Consider the following 19817-nt stretch of genomic DNA (forward strand, 5'->3'; position numbering starts at 1 on the left):
AGACCCCTCAAGTAGTCCAGAGCCCGATCTCGAGGCTCCGACCTGCCAAAACGATGCCCGAACCGGGCATGCAACCCGGCTATCCCCTCGGACCAGGACTCGATCTGCTCAACCGTCAGCGACTGTTCACACAGTCACATCAACGAGCAACAACGCCGACCGTCACGCCATATGCGGTTGCAGTATTAGGGGATCCGGTCATCACAGATGACCCCGACCGTCTCCCATCGTCTCTCAACGGCGCATCGGCGCAACTTCGGGAAGGGGCGTGGAACGCACGTCACGGCGGTCGGCCGAGGCTCCCCCAGTGGGGTTCACCCATTTGGTGCGGGCTCCTGTGTCCACGCCATGCTGCGTCCATCACTGCGAGCAGGCGCTTCCTGCGGCTGTCGATGCCTCGACCAGCGCAGCGTGCTCGCTGTCACCGCGATGCCGCGCCGGTTTCACCCGATTGCACCGGATGAGCGGGCTCGACGGCACCGACGCGTGAACGCTGAGGTGTCGAAGGCCTCAAGAGGAAGCGAGAACGGCATGACGGCATCTGCGGTCCACGGCATACGGCGCCTCCACGTCGCGGCGGCGGGGTGCGCCGCCGCCGCCTTGTGTATGGTCACGGCGGCCCCGGCAGTCGCGGACGGCGGCACAGGCGGCGCGAAGCCCACCATCGTGCTGGTGCACGGCGCCTTCGCCGATGGCTCCAGCTGGAAAGGGGTGATCGAACGGCTTGAGCGTCGCGGCTACAGGGTCATGGCCCCTGCCAACCCGCTGCGCGGGCTGTACAGCGACTCCGCCTACATCGCCTCCGTGCTCAAAAGCATCAAGGGCCCCATCGTGCTGGCCGGCCATTCCTACGGCGGAGCCGTAATCAGCACGGCCGCAGCCGGCAATCCCCAGGTGAAGTCCCTGGTGTACATATCGGCGCTGATGCCCGACGTGGGTGAGAGCGGCATGTCGCTGTCCGCCCGCTTCCCCAGCGCCCTCGGCACCGCCACCACGTCCGTGCCATATCAGGCGGGCGACGTCAGCGGAACCGACCTGTACCTCAAGCCGGACAAGGTGCACCCGGTCTTCGCCGCCTGCCTGCCGGACAGCGAGGCGAACCTGCTGGCGGTCACCCAGCGGCCCGCGGCCACCACCGCGTTCTCGGAGAAGGCCAAGGTCGCGGCGTGGAGAGACGTCCCGTCCTGGGCCCTCATCGGCCAGCAGGACATGACCATCAATCCGGAGCAGGAACGCTTCGAGGCCAAGCGCGCCCATTCCCACACCGTGGAGATCGACACCTGCCACGTGTCCCTCATCGCCCGCCCCGATGCCGTCGCCGAGCTGATCTTCCAGGCCGCCACCGCCGCGGACACCGATCCCGCTCGCCCGGCGCTGGCGAACACCGGCACCTCGGGGCGCAGCACGGAGGCGATCGCCCTCGGCGGCATCGCGGGCGCATCTCTGGCCGCCGGCTCTGCGTGCGTTCTCCTCGGCCGCCGGCTGCGACGCCGCACGCACTGACGCGGACGGGGCTGCGGCGGCTGGCCCATACGGGGTCAACCAATCGTTCCACGAGGGTCGTACACGTCGGGAATGACCGTCTTCCGGCACTTCACCGAGTAGCTGCGGGCCTTCGCCATCACGCGCGCGACTCACAAGGTACCTGGACGCGCCGGAAGCCGAAGCCTCCACCCGGATCGGAGGCTTGGGCTTCCCGGTGGGCGGCGGGTGCCAGCCGTTGCGCCATCTCTTGCCGGTCTGCCGGTTGATTCCGACGATCCGACTGGCTTCTCTGTTGCCGTAGCCCTGCTGCATGAGCTGGAAGTGTGCCTCCCGCTCACGCGTCAGACGACGGCCTCCGCCTGGCCCCCGGTCATCCCGGATCGTGAAGTCCATCGCATCCCCTGAACTGGGGTGATGCGACGACTGCTAGAACTCAAGTGTGACCGCGGGGGCTTTGTGCGGCATATGAAAGTGTCGTCGGAACGCAATAGGTCCCCCGCTAATGAGAGGGAGACTTCCCGCCGGGACACACCAGTGCCCGACGAGCAGTGGCCATGCAGGGCCAACTTCGTTTCCTCAACGTTTAGTTGCGCAGGGGCCGCGAGTAACCGAACGCGTTTTCGTAACGCTTGCCCTGGACCCGTTGAGGTGCTCGGCACCTGTTCGCCGATCCGGCTGGTGTCGGGCACCATGGAATGTCACGCAATTGCTGCATGTCTGCTTGTGCCCGGCTCGTTATCCAGTGGGTCAGGGGCCGGACTGCGGTGCGGTTGGCTCAGCTCGACCAACAGGGGCTCAGTGACCGGGTTCGTGTGCTGCCGCCGGGCAGCCGTGTGACTGAACGCCGCAGAGGGCGGGAGACCTGTCGTCGACGTGCGCTTCACGATGCCGCTCGGCGGAGCCGGCGCCATTGCGTGTGGATGCCGGGCCGGGGTGTACACAGGTACACCCCACGCCGACGCAGGCCACCTCGCTCCCGCCTCCCGCAAGGCGACAGGAAGATGAAGTCCAAGCCGGCCCTCCGCCCGCTGCACGTCAACCGAGTTGAATCCCGCGCCCGCGAAACCGGTGCCTGCGCCTCGCCGCACACCACCACCGCAGCGCCCACACCACGACAGCCCACAATTGTGTGGAGGACGTGCCTGGCGGCCAGCCGGTACTGAGCGCCGTAACCGTCGTCGGGGAGGCTGCGACGGATCCAGTCGTCGAGCAACGGCGATTCGTAGCTTTCCCCGTCGGTGAACGACGACATCGCCTCTCTCCGGATCGCGCCCAAGGACCGGCCGGATGTCGCCATCGCCGCCAAGCCCTGTTCGCGCGCGGCCCTCATCCCTGGAGAGCAAACCCGTGACCGCAGCAGAGGTGGGATGATCTGGCTGCTGCCGAGAGGCGTGACGGACGGCCCAGGGACGGCCGGCAGGTGTCCGCACCCACCCCGGCAGGCGTCCGGACCCACCCCGCCGACCGGCGGGTACCGCCCCCGCCACCCGACCGGATTCGGTGGGCGGAGGCCACAGGGATTCACCCGGCGTGGTACGAATCGGACAGTGGCCCGATGGCGAGTGGAGCACACGTGATCCGGGTGTCGACTGTCGGTGAGGAGCCTCTGATTCAGACAGGCGCCTGCGACCGTCCTGGCCGGTCGTGGGTTCATCGTAGCGGGACTGTCGAACGGGACACTCTTGTCGCCGTACTGCTCCACTTGCGCACTCGCACGGAGGATCATATGCGTGGGATTCTCACCGAGCTGAAGGTGGGCGGTCGCGTCCAGGCCGAGCTGCTCGCCGAGCGGGAGTGCATGCTCAGACCGCCGCGGGACCAGGAGGGGGCATGACCTCCCGCCGGTTGCCAGGTCCGCTGCTGGACGCCACTCTCGTCGGTGTCGCGTTGCTCGATGTCTGGGTCCATTTCGACCGCGACGAGCCGCTGCGGATGACCTGCTCCTTGGCCGCGGCCTTCGCTCTTCTGCTGCGCCGGCGATGGCCGCTGCCGACGTTCGTGCTGACTTTGCCGGCAGTTCTGGTTGCCGACGCGGCCTTCGCCGCGCTGGCCGCGCTGTACACCCTCGCCTCGTGTACGCGCAGTCGCGCTCTCCTGGCAGTCTGCGCATTGGCGTTCACAGTCAGTGTCGCAACACCGTGGCCATCCCTGGAGCTCGACCTGTCGGCCAGCTCAACCTTGAGTTCTCTGGGCTACACCGCGGCGACGGCGGCTGCGGCTGTCTTTCTGGGCCAGCTCGTCCAGACCCGGCGTGACCTGTCGCTGCGGCTCGCCGAGATCTCCGAGGCGCGTGACCACGAGCGACTTCTGATCGCCCAGACCGTGCTGGCCAGGGAGCGCGCGCAGCTCGCCCGGGAGATGCACGACGTGGTCTCCCACCAGGTCAGCCTCATCGCAGTGCGGGCGGGAGCCCTCCAGATCGGCACCGGGGACGCCGACGTCAGGGACGCCGCGGCCACGATGCGACGGCTGAGCGTGCAGACCCTCGACGAACTGCGGCACATGGTCGGCGTCCTGCGCGCCGCCGGGGGCCGCCCCGCCGAACTGACCCCGCAGCCGTCTTTGCTCGACCTCCCCCGCCTCGTCGACAGCAGTGGCATCGAGGCCGAGCTGCACACCGACCTGCAGACCGAAAGCCATCAGCCGGACCACCGGAACGATGCGCCGGACGGCCTGCCTCCCACCGTCCAGCGCGCGATCTACCGCACCGTGCAGGAAGCGCTGACCAACGTCCGCAAGCACGCCCCCGGCGCCACCGCAACAGTCCGCATCCGCCGTGAGGGAGACGCCGTCCACCTCACGGTCACCAATACCGCCCCGACCCGACCCGCTCTTCCCCTGCCCAGCGCTCACTACGGCCTGGACAGCCTCCGCCAGCGCGCAGAACTCCTCGGCGGCACCATCACCTCCGGCCCGACGACCGACGGCGGCTACGAACTCCGCCTGGACCTCCCCACCGGAGTCAGTCAGTAACCAGGCGGGGATCTCTTCCTGGGCGAGCTCCCTCGCCCCGCTCGCGGTCAGCACGATCGACGCGCTGAGCCCAGCTCATGCCGGGGGCTGCTCCGGCGACTCAGACATCCGTTCGCCGTCGGCCCTGCGGCCTGCTCAGTGGCCGGCTGCACATCATCACGGTCGACTGCAGGCGCTTGGACTGTCTCTGATGTGGGCGGCCGCTGCAGTGCCGGCCCAGGATCCAAGGCGAGAACGGTGTCCATCACTCCACGCCCACTTTTTAAGTGTGCACAATATAATTTCGCAATTGAACATTTTGGGGTAGGCTATCGAGCAGGCAAGACTTGCCTGAGGGAGGAGTCGTGATGAGCGAGACCGCGACAGACGCCGGGCAGGCTGACGCTGAGGCGGTCAGCATGCTGCTCGAGGACCAGCTGTGCTTCGCCCTGTACGCGGCGCAGCGCGCGCTGACCAATCGCTACCGCCCGCTGCTGGACGAGTTCAACCTGACCTATCCGCAGTACCTGGTGATGCTGGTGCTGTGGGAGCACGGCGCCCTCCCCATCAAGACTCTGGGCACGCTGTTGCAGCTCGACTACGGCACCTTGACGCCGCTGCTGAAGCGCCTGCAGGCAAACGGGCTCATCCGGCGCGAGCGTCAGGTGGACGACGAGCGCTCGGTGCAGATCACTCTCACCCAACAGGGGGTCGAGCTCCGCGAGCGCGCTCGCGCCATCCCCGTTGCCATGGGGCGCGCGGCGGGCTTCACCGCTCGGGATACCGAAGAAGCCAAGTCCCTCCTCGAACGTCTGACGGCCAACGTCTCCGCGCGCTGATCAGGCTGCTTCCTGTCGCTGGTCCGCCGTGAGCGGTCCCGGACGCACCACGCGCCATGATCCGCCGGTCACGGCGATGGTGAGAACGTCGCCAACATCGCCCTGCATGTCTTCACAACTGCTTCAACTCCGTGGGCCGCACCGAGGTCAACTCCCGCCGGTCGCTCTGCTCAGCAAGTAGTCCACCCGGCTCGTCCACACTCGCCGCGAGGTGGACGTGTACGCGGTCTCGTCCCTGCCGACCGGAACCGTACCGGCCTCCGCGACGCTGCCCGGACCACTTCTGCCCGTGAAGCCATGTGAACGACACCCCGGCGTGTCAGGCACCGGGTCAGTGGCCGTGCCTCAGGAACACCCACCTTGTGAAAGGCCCTGCCATGCCGCCCACCGACACCGCCACCCCCCAGATCCACATCGCCTCGATCCAGGCGGGAAAGCCGGTACCACTGCCTTGGAAGGGATCCCAGCTGGTGACCGGCATCGTCAAGCACCCGGTGACCGGCCCCGCCAGGGTCAGCCGCCAGGGGCTCGCCGGCGACGGCCAGGCCGATCTGCGCCACCACGGCGGTCCCTCCAAAGCCCTGTGTGTGCATCCCGAAGAGCACTATGAGCACTGGAGCGAACTGCTCGGCGACCCCGACCTGCCAAGCGGCGCACTCGGCGAAAACCTGACCACCCGCGGCGCATTGGAGGCGGACGTCTGCATCGGGGACATCTGGGCGGTGGGCACCACCCTCCTCCAGGTCACGCAGCCACGCCGCCCCTGCTACCGGTTGGCAGCACGCTTCGGCAACGACCAACTGGCACCCGCGATGCAGCGCACCGGCCGCACCGGCTACTACCTACGCGTCCTGCAGCCGGGAAGCATACGCGCCGGCGCCGTCATGACACTCGTCGAGCGTCGCAACCCCCACGTGAGCGTTGCCGAAGCCAACCGCGTCATGCACCACGACCGTCATGACCTCGACGGCATCAGCACACTGCTTGCCCTCCCCGATCTCCCTGCCAGCTGGCGCATCTCTCTGCAGCGCAGAGTCGCCGGACGCGACGACGACTCCGACCAGGCGCGACTGACCGGGACCCCCACCGACAGCAAGGAACCCCATGACTGAACGCTCCTGGCATGTCCTGCAGCACGTGCCCTACGAGGGCCCGGCGCTGATCACGACCGCCGCGACCAAAGCCGGTGCGGATCTGCACATCCACCGCATGTGGGAAGGCGCCCCACTCCCGTCCATCACCGACACGGCCGGACTCATCGTTCTCGGCGGCCCCATGAACGCCATGGACGACGCCAACCATCCTCACCTCGCCGATGAACGCCGCCTGCTGACCGATGCCCTCAGCGCCCGGATTCCCATCCTCGGTATCTGCCTCGGGGCTCAGCTGCTGGCAGCCGCCGCGGGAGCGGATGTCACACAAGGACCCGAATTCGAGATCGGAGCAGGCACTGTCACCCTCACCCCCGCAGCGTCGAACGACCCGCTCCTCACCGGCCTCAACCCTGCCCTGCCCGTCTTCCACTGGCACCAGGACACCTTCACACTGCCCGCCGGCGCCCGCCTCCTCGCCTCCAGCACCCGCTACGCCCACCAGGCCTTCCGTGTCGGACCCACCGCCTGGGGACTGCAGTTCCACATCGAGGTCGACGCCGCAGCCATCGACGCGCTACGGCATCTGCTGCCCGACCACGCCCGTCCCAGTGCGCACGAGATGAGGGCCGTCGCCGCCATCGGACGTACCGTCCTGCCCCGGCTGTTCCAACTCGGCTGAATGTCCGGGGACCTCCTGAGTCTGCCGGCCAGCGCTTCGAAGCAGGTCGTTTTGGGCTGATTCATGAGAGCGGCAGGAGACGTCACACTCCTGTCCCAGGGCGACACCAGTCACCACGCGCGTATGGCAGCCACTCGGCATGACCGAGACCCGCTTTGGTCCTGCCGGTCATCGCGTCCAGAGGTGCCAATCCGCCCCAGCGTCTCCACTGGATCACCTTCGACAGGAGGCCCGAAGGTCCTCAGCGTTCTCGAATCTCAGCAGTCTTCCGCGGATCGTCCCCCAGAATGCGGGCCGCGAGCCGCCGGGCCTGCTCCTCCACGGACTGGTGGCGAGTGACAAACAACTCGTACCCGTACAACTTTGTACGCTCGCCCGGTCCCGGGATCTGGCGGAACTCGACATCGACGCCATCGGGGCTTGTGAGCTCCTCGGGGAGGCCGGGCTCCTCGCGTCGTGGCGAGACATTCGTGAGGACGCAGCCCCACCGCTCGAACCAGCCGCTGTCCGCAAGGGTTTGCTCGAGGAGCCGGGCAGAGAGTGTCCACCGGCTCTTCCCAACTACGGTCCGCTGCGGCCCGCGCGAGTTCGGCCTCGTACTGGGCGGTGTCGAAGCAGATGTCCGCGGGCACACCAGTGACATTGCTGGTGTTCTCCCAGGAGTCCCGGATCACCCGATCGCCCTCGCGGCGCATGGTGACGTACAGGGCGCCGCAGCAGCCGGCGGTGCAGGCCGGCAGTCGACGGCGAGACGCCAGGGTGAGTGGCCTTGGAGCATGGTCCCGGGTGACCCCACCGCACCCGTTCGGGTGATTTCCGCGCGGTCGCACTTCTTCCATGAATTCGAACAGGCGTATCATTCTGGTCGTGGCCGATACCTTTCCTCCCGATCTCCTCGACGCCCAGCTCCGCCTCCATCGGGCCCGAGCCGAGTACGAAGCGTTCTGCCGCACGTTGCCCTGGTCGGTCGTACCGGCCAAGGGCTGGCCCGGCGAGGTGCACCCGCACACCGGGGTCGTGACCGGCGGGCGGGCGGACAGTCCCGGCTACACCGACGAGCAGAAGGTGGACTACGCCCGCCGGCGCGAGCTGGTCCGGGATCTGTCCATCCAGGTGTCGACCCATCCGTACTGGGCGACCATCGAGGACCCGGCGCGGGTCGAAGCCCGGATGGCCCTCAAGCACCACCCCGACGCCGTGCCGGCGACCGCAGAACCTGCGGCACTGAAGGCAGGGTGAGAACGTCGCGTTGGACCACCTGAGCCGGCAGCAGGAACGCATCCTGACCTGCATCCGGGAGTGGATCAACGATCACGGTGAAGACCCCCACCGTCCGGGAGATCGGCCGGCACGTCGCCCTGTCCAGCCCGTCGTCCGTGGCACCGGAGCAACACGGGGCAATCTCACGCCACGGCCGGCGCCGGCACTCCTACCGCGGCGACCTTCCTCGTCCTCAAACCGGCCCGCGCCCGCGAACGGATCACGCACCGCGACCAGCAGGAAACGATCCACGGCAAGGCCGAGCGCCAAAGGCCACCACCAAAATGGACGCTGGAGATCAGCATCGACGGCAAGAGCCCGAACGGCGCGCATGCCATGGAATGCCATATATACGGCAACAGGTATACATCCGACAGATCATCCGAGAACGGACAGTACGAGCACTGCCCGAAGAAGTCGAAGCCTGCCGGTTCTGCCGCGCTTCGGCGCGACAGCGAACCCGCCCCGCCCAACGCCTGCATGGCCGGTGTGCGGGGCGCGTCGGCCTGTGACCGGAATCCGCGGACTCGAAGAGCCTGTTTCCCAACTGGACGTGGCGCTACGCCGCGGGACGCTGTGACGTCCAACGGCTCAGAAACCGGCCGGTCCTACTCGGGCAGGATGTCGGGCCGATGCGCCGCAGCGAGTGCCGCGCGTACGAGTTGGAGGTCGACCGCCGGCACGGAGTTCCCACGCCGGCGTTCATCGCAGCCATCGGGTCGCCCTCCGTCCCCGCCGGCTACTCCCTGGTCTCCGGCGCCGTGAACTCCTCCCGCTCCACGTGGGCGGCGATGAGCTGCTCCTGTCTCTCGCGGTACTCGTCGTGCAGGACGGGCATGGCGTCGGCGCTCGCCCAGCCTGGCCTTCGCCCTCGTCTCCGGCGGCCGTGAGCATCTGGCGTACCGTCACCCGGTCACGCGAGATCTGCTGAGAATCGGTCTTGCGGCCTTGTCGGCCCTGGGCAGGCTCGCGACGCCGATCGTCCCGCGGTGGGTCCCGTGGAAAACAGGCCTGCGTGAACTTCCCGTCGTGCCTCTACAGCCTCGGTGGCCCCTCCGGGGCTGCCACCCCGCAGTGCGCTGGCGGAGGGGGATCCCGCGGGCGGGGCGTAACCGCTGGTGTCAGCGGCGCCAGGCCCCGCTGTCCCAGGTGACGAGCCGGGCATCATCATCGTGGCTTGCCAGCGGTGCCGTCGTCCCGCTGCTTGTCGCCTGGCCGACGACGCCGGAACCTGACTGCCCAGTGGGGGCGTACTCGACCGCGTCCGTTACGAGGGAGTCTTGCCTCCTAGGCAAACTCTTTGCCTAGGAGGAATGCTTGTGGCTCAATAGTGGCATGGTCAGAGGAACCGCGGAGATGAGCGCCATGGAGACGGGCGCCGTCCTCTCCAGTGTCGCACCGCAACTGCGGGACCTGCGAAAACGCAGAGGACTCACCCTTGAAGCAGCCGCACAACGCCTTGGGCTGTCTCCCGCGCACTTGTCCCGTCTGGAAACGGGCCACCGGCAGCCGTCGTTGCCCATGCTCCTGACGCTGGCTCGCACCTACGGCACAACCGTCTCGCATCTGCTCGATGAGACACCTCCCGAGCGGGATCCTGTGGTCAAGCCCGCGGGCCCGGGATCAGTAGGGGCCGACGGATGGACCTACTGGCATGCCGGCCAGTCCCGGCGAGCGATGCAGGCGCTGCGCGTGCATGTGCCACCGGGTACTCAGAACGACTCGGTCCGAGTCCACTCCGGCGAGGAGTGGCTGTACGTCCTCACGGGCCGACTCAAACTCTCGCTGGGAAGCGAGGAGCACTTCATCGAGCCGGGCGACTCGGCCCACTACGACAGTCTCACCCCCCATCGGATCACTGCCCTACCACCGGGGGGCGCGGACCTGCTGTTCGTCCACACGCTTCTCCAGAGCCCCGCCAGTGATCTGTGCCTGGGAGCCGGGGGAACGTCCGATTTCGCAGGGCGCCGACCGGCGCACGAACCCATCAGAAGGTGACACTCATGCCGCTCAGTGAGAACACCGGCGTCGAGCGCGGGGACGGTCGTTTCCCCAAGGGATTCGCCCTCCGCCTGTTCGCCTACATCGTGGCTGGCCATCTCGTTGCCGGCTTCCTCTTCCTGCTGTTCACCGTCGGAGCCAAGTAAGCGGTCGCTCGCCCCCAGTTCCCTTCCGATCGGCACAGGGCCAGAAGCCGCCGACTCGCAGAACCACCGGGCGGCACGCCGATCAGCAGCGGCGCCGGGGCCGCTGCTGAGGGGCCCCGGCCAACGCGAGGGAAGAAAGTGCGAAGATGGCGCTCTGCATCACGGACCATGCCCCGATGCGCGAGGCATCCAGTCGCACGGGCCGGAACGTGACCGCAGGCCGTCCCGGCCCGGCGGAGCGCACAGAGGCGCGTACGGGTGTCCTTCGCGCCGTCCGCCCACAGGCGAGGTACGGGCACTGTGGCGCGAGCGGACCCACGAGCTCGTCGGCACGGTGGCCCTACCAAGCAGAGGCGCGGGCGCCCGCACAGCGCAAGAACGTCCACTCACGCGAGCTCACCCACCAGGACTGACAGCACCGCAACGATCACCGCAGCCACGGCGGGGCCCCGCTCCCGTGCCGAGCTGTCGGGGCCTCGAGAGCGGCCCGGGGCGGGTGTATGCGCCGGCCCCGAGCGAGAGCGGAGGGGGCACGACGGCGAAGGCGGTGACAACACGGCGACGCGTGAGCGAGGTGTTCATGGCCTACTCCTCAAGCCGGGTGCATGCGCCACGGCTGTGGCTTGGGTGTGCTCTCACAGAGCATTCGGCGCACCGGGGTCCGGCTGAGGGCGAAGGTGTTCCGCATGTGCATTGTTTGTGCGTCGTATCATGGGAGGCATGTCCGACACGACGCACGGCATCACGACGGGTGCCATGGCCCGGCGTCTGGGCGTCTCCCCCACCACACTGCGGTCCTGGGACCAGCGGTACGGCATCGGTCCGGCGGCGCGGGAGGACGGACGGCACCGACGCTGGTCACCGGCTGACGTCGCCATGCTGGAGGAGATGTGCCGGCTCACCACGTCCGGCGTGCCACCGGCCGAGGCCGCCCGGGTGGCCCGAACCCGGGCGGCCGGGCAGCACCCCGCGCCTCCGGTTGCCGACACTGTCGGGCCCACGCGTGCCCCGGGTTCGGGCAACGGGCTGCCGCTCGGCGACGTCCACAAGGAGTTCCGGGGACTGGCCCGGGCGGCGGTACGACTCGACAGTCCCACCATGGACACGTTGCTGCGCGATCTGGTGGCCGAGCACGGGCTCGTCACCTCCTGGGAAGAGGTGATGGCGCCCACGCTCCACGCCGTCGGCCGCAAGTGGGAGTCCTCGGACGACCGCTACGTCGAGGTCGAGCACCTGTTGTCCTGGCACATCTCCACGGCCCTGCGGCAGTTGGTGAGCTCCGCCCGTCCGCGCGTGGCGGACGCGGCCCCGGTCCTGCTGGCCTGCGTCCCCTCCGAGCAGCACACCCTCTCGCTGGAGGCCCTGGCCGCCGGTCTCACCGAACGAGGGCTGCCGACCCGTATGTTCGGAGCAGCGGTACCGGCCGAGGCGCTCGACGCGGCGGTACACCGCCTGGGCCCCGCGGCCGTCGTCCTCTGGTCGCAGTCCCGCTCGACCGCCAGTCACGCCCTGGCCCGGCATGTGGCGGAGATCGCGTTCGGCATCAAGGGTGCCCGGACCCACCCGCTGGTGCTGCTCGCCGGTCCCGGCTGGGCCGGGCGCGCAGCCGCACCGGGGATGCTGCGGCCCGGTGGCCTGCGCGAAGCACTCGACATCCTCGCTCGCCGCTGCGCGGCCTTTCCCGACCCCGCCGCCGACAGGAATCCCGCCGACTGAGGACGGGACGCTCCGGTCGGCTCGGTGGCGCCGGACGGCCCGGATTCCGTCCGACGCGGGCTCAGCCGCGTGGCAGCAACGCGGCGGTGAGTTCGGCGGCACGCCGGTGCCAGCCGGAGGCGCCGCTGAGCATCGCGTGTCCCCCGGTGGGCATCGGAATCCCGACCGCCTCGGCACCCGCGGTCCTGGCCTTGCACCCGAACTCCCAGGACTCCCGGGCGGAGGTGATCCGGTCGGCCTCGTCGTGCAGCACATAGATCCCCCCGCCCCGCGAGATGCTCGACGGGCTCCCCCGACGGGCACCAGGGGGCCGCAGCTGGACAGTGAGGTCGAGGCGCTCACCGGTGAGCGGCAGCCGCATTCGGTACGAGCCTTCGACATCGAAGAACGGCGAGACTTGAAGCGCTCTCCTCCCTTCGCAAGCTCAGGAAGGAGATTCCGCCCTATCTTGCGATGGGAGGCTTGACGCGACGAGCGCGCCTGACGACTGCTCTTCCAGCAGCCGGGATCGCCACGAGGCCGATCCGGTACAGGTGCAAGATGTTCCGGGCTGCGTTGCGGTCGGCGTTGCCGAACCAGCCGCAATCGGGGTTCTTGCACACGAACGTGGCCTGATCTTCCCGGCTGCCGGGCGTGGTGAAACCGCACGCTGAGCAGCGCTGGGAGGTGCCGGGGGCGGGGACCTTGACCAGGGTGCCGCCGTGCCGGGCGGTCTTGTACGTCAGCATCGTGACCGTGCGGTTCCACGCCTGGGATGCGAGCGGTTCAGCCCGGTCTTCTGTGCGACGTTCTTCCCCGGCTCTTCGACAGTGCCCCGAGCCGACTTGACCATGCTCGTGATGGTGAGTGCTTCGACCACGACCGTGCCGTAGGTGCGGGCGATGGTGGTGGTCGCCTGGTGCTGCCAGTGCACTGCTCGTCGCTTGGCTTTCGCTCGGAGCCGGGCGATCTGGTCATAGGTGCGGTGCAGGCGACGCGAGGTGCGCTCCCCTGCCTTGCGGTGCTGTTTGCGCTGGGCGGCGCGCTGCTCCAGGCGCAGGAGCTTGGTCTTCTCCTTCCCGGTCAGCCACTCGCCGTGCTCGAACGTGGTTCCGTCCGAGAGAGCGAGTGGGACCGTGACGCCCACGTCGATTCCGACGTCCGGCCCCTGGCGGGGCTCGGGCGGGGGCTCCTGGGTCATCACGCGGAAGGCGATGTGCCAGCCGAGCGCGTCTTTGATGAGCCGGGCGCCGGTGATCCGGTTGTCCGTGTCGGCGTGCTTGCCGACGGGGAGGTCTTTGGTCCACCGGAAGCGGACACGGCCGATCTTGGGCAGGTTGACCATGCCCCAGCGGCGGTGCACGCGCATGATGTTCAGGTCGCGGCCCTGCGGCACGTCCACGCTCATCACGGACCGGAACCGGCCCTTGAACGTCGGGGCGTCCGCTCGGCCCTCCCAGCAGTTCTTGTCGGGTAGGCCCTTTCCCTCTCAAGAAAGGGCCCCCCTCAGAACCGGGCGTGCGAATTACTCCGCACCCGGCTCAAGCAGACCGCGAGGGTCGCGCATGCATCTGCTCATCCGTAGTTACGGGAAGCGTGGTGCTTCCTATGGCAGTCGGCATGGATCAATGTCATGTTCGATCGCTTATCCGATCCACCGCGTGAGCGGTACATCAGGTGATGCCGGTTGATCGTGCGGTAGTTGGCGTGGAACCAGTCGGCCCATTCCCGGACGGAGTCCGGTTCGTAGGTCGCACCGCCGATCAGGTCAAGCCCGCATAGCGGGCAGATGCCCTTCTGCTTGGCAGCCAGCGAGACGGCTGTTTTGCCATCCGCTTGGGGATGCTTCCGCCTTCGCGTCCGCCCTTCCCAGTACTGCTTCAACTCCGGGTCATCTTTGGACGCACGTCCGCTGACCATCACGTGACGTTGGATGTGCGTCCAACTAAATTTGACCATGTGGGATCCGGTCTTCTTGTCTCCGAAAACCCAGCGATCTTGTCGGGTCGGGTTGAGCCGGCCGAAGTACGCTTCCTTTACCCAGGTAGACGACTTCTTCGGGTGCCTTCTCTTGCTCCACCTGTACTGGCGCTTGTACATCCAGTAGTCGAGGCGATTGAACGTCTCACTGGATGCGGCGCCTCTGTAGTAGGTGGCCCAGCCCTTGATCAGAGGGTTGACCCGACAGATCAGCTCCGTCGTTCTGGCCGATGCCATCTGCTTGCATCGATCCGCAACTTCCCTCTTGACCTTCTGGATTGCTGATTTGCTGGGCTTGGTCAAGAACTTGCCGTTGTAGGTCCTGACATTGAACCCCAGGAAATCAAACCCTTCCTCGACGTGGACTACTTGAGTCTTCTCGTCGTTGAAGGTCAGTCCCCTCGGCCCCAGCCAGGCGGCTAACACCCGCATACGCGAGGCCGCAGCCGTCGCACCGGACGGACATGCTCATCTCGGCGTCCTGGGTGGCGACGCCGAGCTCGCGGAAGAGACGCAGCAGATTCGGGTAGGAGCGCTCGTTGTCGACGATGAAGCCGCTGTCCACGCGCACGGTGCCGCCCTCCCCGGTCGACAGCTCGTGGGTGTGGGCGTGGCCGCCGAGCCGGGCGTCCGCCTCGTACAGCACCACGTCGTACGTCCGCGACAGCACGTGAGCAGCCGTCAGGCCGGCCACTCCCGCACCGACGACCGCGACGGTTCGCCGGTTCATGCGTTCCCCCTCGTGTTCCGGGGCTCCCGCGCACCTGTTGTGCGGAACGTCCCCGTGGATGCTTCGGTGCCGTCGGCCTTCCGGATGGGTGCGCGTTCCTCGGGCGCGGATGCGGTCCCCGGGGCGTCCGGGGCGGGTGGCCTGCCGGAGTCGGACTTCTCCTTCGTCGTGACGGCCGCGGAGTCCTCGGCGAGGCGGCCGCGCAGCCGCTGCAGCCCCCGCCGCGCGTGGCTCTTGACGGTGCCCAGCGGCATACCGGTCCGTCGCGCGATCTGCACCTGTGTCAGGTCTCCGAAGAACGCGAGCGTCAGGACGTCTCGCTGGACGCGTGGAAGACGGGCGAGTTCGCCGGTGACCACGATGTGGTCGAGCAGGTGGTCGGGTCCGTCGGCGGCCGCGGCGTGCGGGGGCAGCGCGGCTCCCGCGGCGGCGACGAGTTCGGTCCTGCGGGTACGGGCGGAGAGCGTGTCGGCGATCTTGCGGCGCGTGATGCCGACCAGCCAGGCCGGGACCGGTCCCCGGTCGGGGCAGTACCCGTGACGGCCGCGCCAGGCGGCGAGAAAGACCTGCTGGGTGACGTCCTCGGCCTCACGGGAGTCCCCGATCGCACGGCTGGCCAGGGAGTGCACGAGACCGCCCCAGCGCCGGTAGGCCAGGACCAGGCAGTGCTCGTCGCCGCGGACGAGTCCGGCGCCGATCTCCTCGTCCTTCGGCTCGTCTTGAGCCGAGGACTCGGGTGCGGGGCGGGCGTCCGGGGCGGGGCGGTCGGGCCCCGACGCGGGCCGACTGACCGGGGCGGGACGCTCGGGCCGTGCGCCGGGGCTGTCGAGGCGGTCATGGGGGGCGTGGAGGTCGTCGCACGGGAGCAGGCCGCCGGGAAGCGGGTGAGGGCCTCCGTAGAACGGGAGAGGGCGGAAGCGGCGCACCGTGAGCGCTGCGGTCATAACGACTCCTCCTGGCGTGCGGGCCGGGCAGGCGGGTCGGGCGTCCGCTCCTGTTGGACCGGGCCGCCGCCGGGTGCCTGGTGCTCCCGGCCACCTCAGAATCCGGCGCACCGCAGCGGCGATTCAAGATGCATCGTTTGTGCATCGTCTTGTCACGGGGCGATCGCGTCGTCCGGGGGCGGATCGGGGCGCGGGGGTCCCAAGCCCCGAGGGGGCTGAGTCCCTTCGGCCGCTCGCAGGCGGCCGCGACGATCCGGTCGCACCGGCCCGGAGCGAGCGGCTCACTGCCCTTCGGCGCGGCAACGTACCAGCAGCTCCATCCGCACCTGCTCGGGTCCGCGTTCCTTGCGCCCGACGTGCTCGGCCACCGTCAGCTTCTCCGCGTCCGTGACGCTGCACTCCCTGAAGCCGAGGCCTCCCGGATCTGCACACGGCGGCACTCGACCGTACGCCCCGTCCACTCGTGGGAATCCAGTTCCGAAGCGGAGACCTGTACCTGCCGGGCGACGAACTCCACGACCCCACCGGACAGCTCTGCCCGGCCCCGGGGAAAACGACCGTACTGCGTGGAGAACTTCAGCAACACGGCGAAGCCCGGCCTGGTCGCACCGCGCTTGCCGGACACGAGTCCTGCTGGTCCCTCAGCAGTGCCCGCGCACTCCCGATGAAGTCGATCACCCACGGTGTGTGATGGGACAGGTCAGAATGTCAAGGATCGGCAACTCTCGACTCGATCCGGAGGCACCCCCGCCAGTCGGCGGGGTTGGTTCGGACACCTGCCGGATGGTTGAAACCGGCAATTCTCCGAAAGTGTGGTCTGTGGGTTCTGGCCATGCCGTCAGCGCCGACAGCCGCGGACCGATCTCGTAGGCGGCCTGGCAATCTCACGTGCCGAGTTGCCGTAGCCGGGCAGATCTCATCCTCGGGCCTGCTGGTGGGAAGAGCGTCTGGCGCCGGAAACGCGGCGAGTTGGAGGACTGCTGCTGGTACGGCCATACGTGCGCGGCCAGGCCGGACGATCCCGATGAAAGACCGAGGGCGGGGCGCACTGCCCGGAGGCGAACGGCGCATGTTTTCGTGGGTTTGTGACCAGACCAGAGCTCCTGACCTTGTGACTTTCCGATGGCGTCCCGGGCTGCTGTTCCAGTACGGGGCCGCCGGGCGCGGGCCGCACAGTCCGGTGCCGGACGGAGCGTCCTGGGGGGGATGGCCGTGACCGGCAATAGCCTTGAGGGCCCCACGGCCGCGGGCCCGGCAGCGGCCAGTACCGAGATGCGGCTGGCCGAGGTGCTGGCCGGCGTCATACAGACCGAGCAGGTGCCGCCCGACAGCGACTTCTTCACCGACCTCGGCGCCGACTCCCTCGTCATGGCACAGTTCTGCGCCCGCATCCGCAAACGCGACGACCTACCCACCGTCTCGATGAAGGACATCTACCAACACACCACCATCCGCACCCTCACCGCCGCGTTCACGGACACCACCCCACCCCCACCGCACACCGACACCCCATCCGACACGGAAACACTGCTGGCCGAGGTGCTGGCCGGCGTCATACAGACCGAGCAGGTGCCGCCCGACAGCGACTTCTTCACCGACCTCGGCGCCGACTCCCTCGTCATGGCACAGTTCTGCGCCCGCATCCGCAAACGCGACGACCTACCCACCGTCTCAATGAAGGACATCTACCAACACACCACCATCCGCACCCTCACCGCCGCGTTCACGGACACCACCCCACCCCCGGACGTGGCGGTCGAGTCACCGGCCCGAACGCCACCCGGAGCCGGTACGTGGTCATACGTACTGTGCGGGGCGGCACAGTTGCTGACGTTCCTCGGCTTCTCCTGCCTCGGCGCCCTCGCCGCCGTTCACGGCTACGAGTGGATCCAGGCGGGTTCCGGGGTAGCCGGCATCTATCTGCGGGCGGTCCTGTTCGGTGCGGCGGTCTTCTTCGGGGTGTGCGCCCTCTCCATCGCGGCCAAGTGGATACTCATCGGCCGCTTCACCCCTCGCAGGTTCCCCGTGTGGAGCCATGCCTATCTGCGATTCTGGTGCGCCAAGACCCTCATCCGCACGAGCCCGGCACGCCTGTTCACCGGATCACCGCTGTACGTGCTGTACCTGAGAGCCCTCGGCGCGCACATCGGAAAGGGCGTCACCATCCTCACCCGCAACATTCCGGTCTGCGCCGACCTGCTCACCATCGGTGACGGCACGGTCGTCCGCAAGGACGTGTTCCTGTCCGGGTACCGAGCGCACGCCGGCTGGATCGAGACAGGTCCGGTCACCCTCGGCATGAATGTGACCGTCAGCGAGCAGAGCGTCATCGACATCGGGACGTCGATGGGCGACGACGCCCAACTGGGCCACGCCTCCTCCCTGCATCCAGGACAGGCCGTGCCGACCGACGAGTCATGGCACGGCACTCCGGCGCAGCCTGCGAGGATCGACTACCGGGCTGTCGAGCCCGCGGCGTGCGGCACCCTGCGCAGGGCGCTGTACAGCCTGTGGCGCCTGATGACCGTACTGCTGGTGTACCTGCCGCTGACGGTGGCCGGCGTGACCATGGTGATCGCCGCGGTGCCGCAGCTGCACGCGGTGGCGACTGCGGGCCCGCCGGCCCTCACGCGCCCGGCATTCTTCCTCGAGGCGCTGGTCGCTTCACTGGTCGTCTTCATCGGCGGCCTGCTCGTGGGACTGCTGACGGTGAACACCGTGCCACGGCTGCTCACCCCGGTCATCAAGCCGGGCTTGATCTACCCGCTGTACGGCTTCCACTACGGCATCCAGCGGACGGTCATGCGGATGACCAACATCAGGTTCTTCACCGTGCTGTTCGGGGACAGCTCCGCAATCGTGCACTTCCTGCGGTTCCTCGGCTACGACCTGTGCCGCTTTCGACAGACGGGGTCGAACTTCGGCTTGCTCGTCAAACACGACACCCCCTACCTGAGCCAGGTCGGCAGAGGAACGATGATCGCCGACGGCCTTTCGGTCATCAACGCCGACTTCTCCAGCACGTCGTTCCGCTTCTCCCGCGCCTCGATCGGGGCGAGAAGCTTCCTCGGCAACAACATCGTCTATCCCTCCCGCGCCCGGACCGGCGACAACTGCCTGCTCGCGACGAAGGTCATGGTCCCCATCGACGGGCCGGTGCACGAAGGCGTGGGCCTGCTGGGCTCGCCCAGCTTCGAGATCCCGCGCACCGTGCTCCGCGACAGCAAGCTCAACCACCTGGCCCGCGGCGAAGAGCTGCGCCGCCGCCTTGCCGCCAAGAACAAGCACAACGCAATCACCGCCGGCCTGTTCCTGCTCATGCAATGGTCCCACTTCGTCGTCCTCGCCCTCATCGCCACGGCCACCGTCGACTTCTATCCCACCCTCGGCGCGCCGGTGTTCGCACTGGCAGGTCTGCTCATCCTGTCGTTCACCGTCGTCTACTTCGCGCTGATCGAACGCGCGGTAGCGGGATTCCGCCCGCTCAAGCCGCTGAACTGCTCGATCTACGAGCGACCGTTCTGGGGCCACGAACGCTTCTGGAAGCTGGCGTCGACACACCGGTACATGCAGGTCTTCAACGGCACCCCGTTCAAGCCCATGGTCTGGCGGCTGCTGGGCGTCAGGATCGGCCACCGGGTGTTCGACGACGGCTGCTCGCTGGCCGAGCGCACCCTCGTCAGCATCGGGGACGGCTGCACCCTCAACGCCGGATCCATCATCCAGTGCCACTCACAGGAGGACGGCGCCTTCAAGTCCGACCACATCACCATCGGCGCGGACGTGACCCTCGGCGTAGGCGCCTTCGTCCACTACGGCACCACGCTCGGCGACCACGCACAGCTCTCCGCCGACTCCTTCCTCATGAAGGGCGAGGAAGTCCCCTCGCAGGCACGGTGGGGCGGAAACCCGGCCCAGGAGACAGCTGCCGTCAACGAGCCGCACAATCACTCGACACATGGTTGATCGGGATGATGCCCGGACCGGTGTCACCGAGGGTGCTCCCACTCCG

15 protein-coding genes and 3 pseudogenes are annotated in these 19817 nt (G+C 68.2%); 10 read left to right on the forward strand and 8 right to left on the reverse strand.

What is annotated here, in order from left to right; translation table 11 throughout:
- Positions 1-531: 531 nt before the first annotated feature.
- Entirely contained in the window at positions 532-1503 is a 972-nt protein-coding gene (locus tag ABT078_RS25230) for an alpha/beta fold hydrolase (RefSeq protein WP_351231411.1), read from the forward strand.
- Between the two features lie 135 nt (positions 1504-1638).
- Here the strand turns inward: ABT078_RS25230 and ABT078_RS42770 are convergent.
- Positions 1639-1878 (reverse strand): annotated as a pseudogene (locus ABT078_RS42770) (IS30 family transposase); the annotation flags it as partial.
- 1437 nt (positions 1879-3315) lie between these two features.
- Here ABT078_RS42770 and ABT078_RS25235 point away from each other — a divergent pair.
- The 4 genes from ABT078_RS25235 (at position 3316) to ABT078_RS25250 (ending at position 7049) form a co-directional block, all read left to right on the forward strand.
- On the forward strand, positions 3316-4458 hold the full coding sequence (locus ABT078_RS25235) for a sensor histidine kinase (protein WP_351231413.1): 1143 nt from the start codon (positions 3316-3318) through the stop codon (positions 4456-4458).
- Between the two features lie 347 nt (positions 4459-4805).
- On the forward strand, positions 4806-5276 hold the full coding sequence (locus tag ABT078_RS25240; RefSeq protein ID WP_351231415.1) for a MarR family winged helix-turn-helix transcriptional regulator: 471 nt from the start codon (positions 4806-4808) through the stop codon (positions 5274-5276).
- Between the two features lie 377 nt (positions 5277-5653).
- Positions 5654-6388, forward strand: coding sequence for an MOSC domain-containing protein (locus ABT078_RS25245; protein WP_351231417.1), 735 nt, complete (start codon positions 5654-5656; stop codon positions 6386-6388).
- Positions 6381-7049 (forward strand): type 1 glutamine amidotransferase, encoded by a 669-nt coding sequence (locus tag ABT078_RS25250; RefSeq protein ID WP_351231419.1) that lies wholly within the window; start codon positions 6381-6383, stop codon positions 7047-7049. Before ABT078_RS25245 ends, ABT078_RS25250 begins: the two co-directional genes overlap by 8 nt.
- A gap of 241 nt (positions 7050-7290) precedes the next feature.
- On the opposite strand, the pseudogene ABT078_RS25255 reads toward ABT078_RS25250, so the two are convergent.
- Positions 7291-7786: pseudogene (locus tag ABT078_RS25255) on the reverse strand (hypothetical protein); the annotation flags it as partial.
- A 130-nt stretch (positions 7787-7916) separates the two neighbouring features.
- Between ABT078_RS25255 and ABT078_RS25260 the strand changes: the two are divergent.
- The 4 genes from ABT078_RS25260 (at position 7917) to ABT078_RS25275 (ending at position 12172) form a co-directional block, all read left to right on the forward strand.
- The gene (locus tag ABT078_RS25260) at positions 7917-8288 is read left to right on the forward strand and encodes a DUF8825 domain-containing protein (RefSeq protein ID WP_351231421.1); all 372 of its coding nucleotides are present in this window, start codon (positions 7917-7919) and stop codon (positions 8286-8288) included.
- A 1377-nt stretch (positions 8289-9665) separates the two neighbouring features.
- Positions 9666-10307, forward strand: coding sequence for a helix-turn-helix domain-containing protein (locus ABT078_RS25265; protein ID WP_351231423.1), 642 nt, complete (start codon positions 9666-9668; stop codon positions 10305-10307).
- A 5-nt stretch (positions 10308-10312) separates the two neighbouring features.
- On the forward strand, positions 10313-10456 hold the full coding sequence (locus ABT078_RS25270) for a DUF6126 family protein (RefSeq protein WP_351231427.1): 144 nt from the start codon (positions 10313-10315) through the stop codon (positions 10454-10456).
- 720 nt (positions 10457-11176) lie between these two features.
- Positions 11177-12172 carry a MerR family transcriptional regulator gene (locus ABT078_RS25275; protein WP_351231429.1) on the forward strand — a complete coding sequence of 332 codons (996 nt, stop codon included), beginning with the start codon at positions 11177-11179 and terminating at the stop codon, positions 12170-12172.
- 61 nt (positions 12173-12233) lie between these two features.
- Here the strand turns inward: ABT078_RS25275 and ABT078_RS42775 are convergent, their stop codons facing one another.
- From ABT078_RS42775 to ABT078_RS42785, 6 genes and pseudogenes are all read right to left on the reverse strand, one after another.
- Positions 12234-12533 (reverse strand): hypothetical protein, encoded by a 300-nt coding sequence (locus ABT078_RS42775; protein ID WP_502981306.1) that lies wholly within the window; start codon positions 12531-12533, stop codon positions 12234-12236.
- 82 nt (positions 12534-12615) lie between these two features.
- A complete protein-coding gene (locus ABT078_RS42780) occupies positions 12616-12900 on the reverse strand; it encodes a zinc ribbon domain-containing protein (RefSeq protein ID WP_502981308.1) in 285 nt (94 codons plus the stop codon).
- Positions 12894-13559 (reverse strand): RNA-guided endonuclease InsQ/TnpB family protein, encoded by a 666-nt coding sequence (locus tag ABT078_RS25285; RefSeq protein WP_502981309.1) that lies wholly within the window; start codon positions 13557-13559, stop codon positions 12894-12896. Before ABT078_RS25285 ends, ABT078_RS42780 begins: the two co-directional genes overlap by 7 nt.
- A gap of 167 nt (positions 13560-13726) precedes the next feature.
- The gene (locus ABT078_RS25290; RefSeq protein WP_351231432.1) at positions 13727-14563 is read right to left on the reverse strand and encodes a group II intron reverse transcriptase; all 837 of its coding nucleotides are present in this window, start codon (positions 14561-14563) and stop codon (positions 13727-13729) included.
- Positions 14538-14861: pseudogene (locus tag ABT078_RS25295) on the reverse strand (FAD-dependent oxidoreductase); the annotation flags it as partial. The gene ABT078_RS25290 and the pseudogene ABT078_RS25295, both read right to left, overlap by 26 nt.
- The gene (locus ABT078_RS42785; protein WP_502981310.1) at positions 14858-15805 is read right to left on the reverse strand and encodes an RNA polymerase sigma factor; all 948 of its coding nucleotides are present in this window, start codon (positions 15803-15805) and stop codon (positions 14858-14860) included. The gene ABT078_RS42785 and the pseudogene ABT078_RS25295, both read right to left, overlap by 4 nt.
- Positions 15806-17077: 1272 nt before the next feature.
- Here ABT078_RS42785 and ABT078_RS25310 point away from each other — a divergent pair.
- Positions 17078-19771 carry a Pls/PosA family non-ribosomal peptide synthetase gene (locus ABT078_RS25310; RefSeq protein ID WP_351231532.1) on the forward strand — a complete coding sequence of 898 codons (2694 nt, stop codon included), beginning with the start codon at positions 17078-17080 and terminating at the stop codon, positions 19769-19771.
- Positions 19772-19817: the final 46 nt, after the last annotated feature.

This window comes from Streptomyces sp. NPDC002133 (genome assembly GCF_040296405.1).
Classification (GTDB): Bacteria; Actinomycetota; Actinomycetes; order Streptomycetales; family Streptomycetaceae; genus Streptomyces.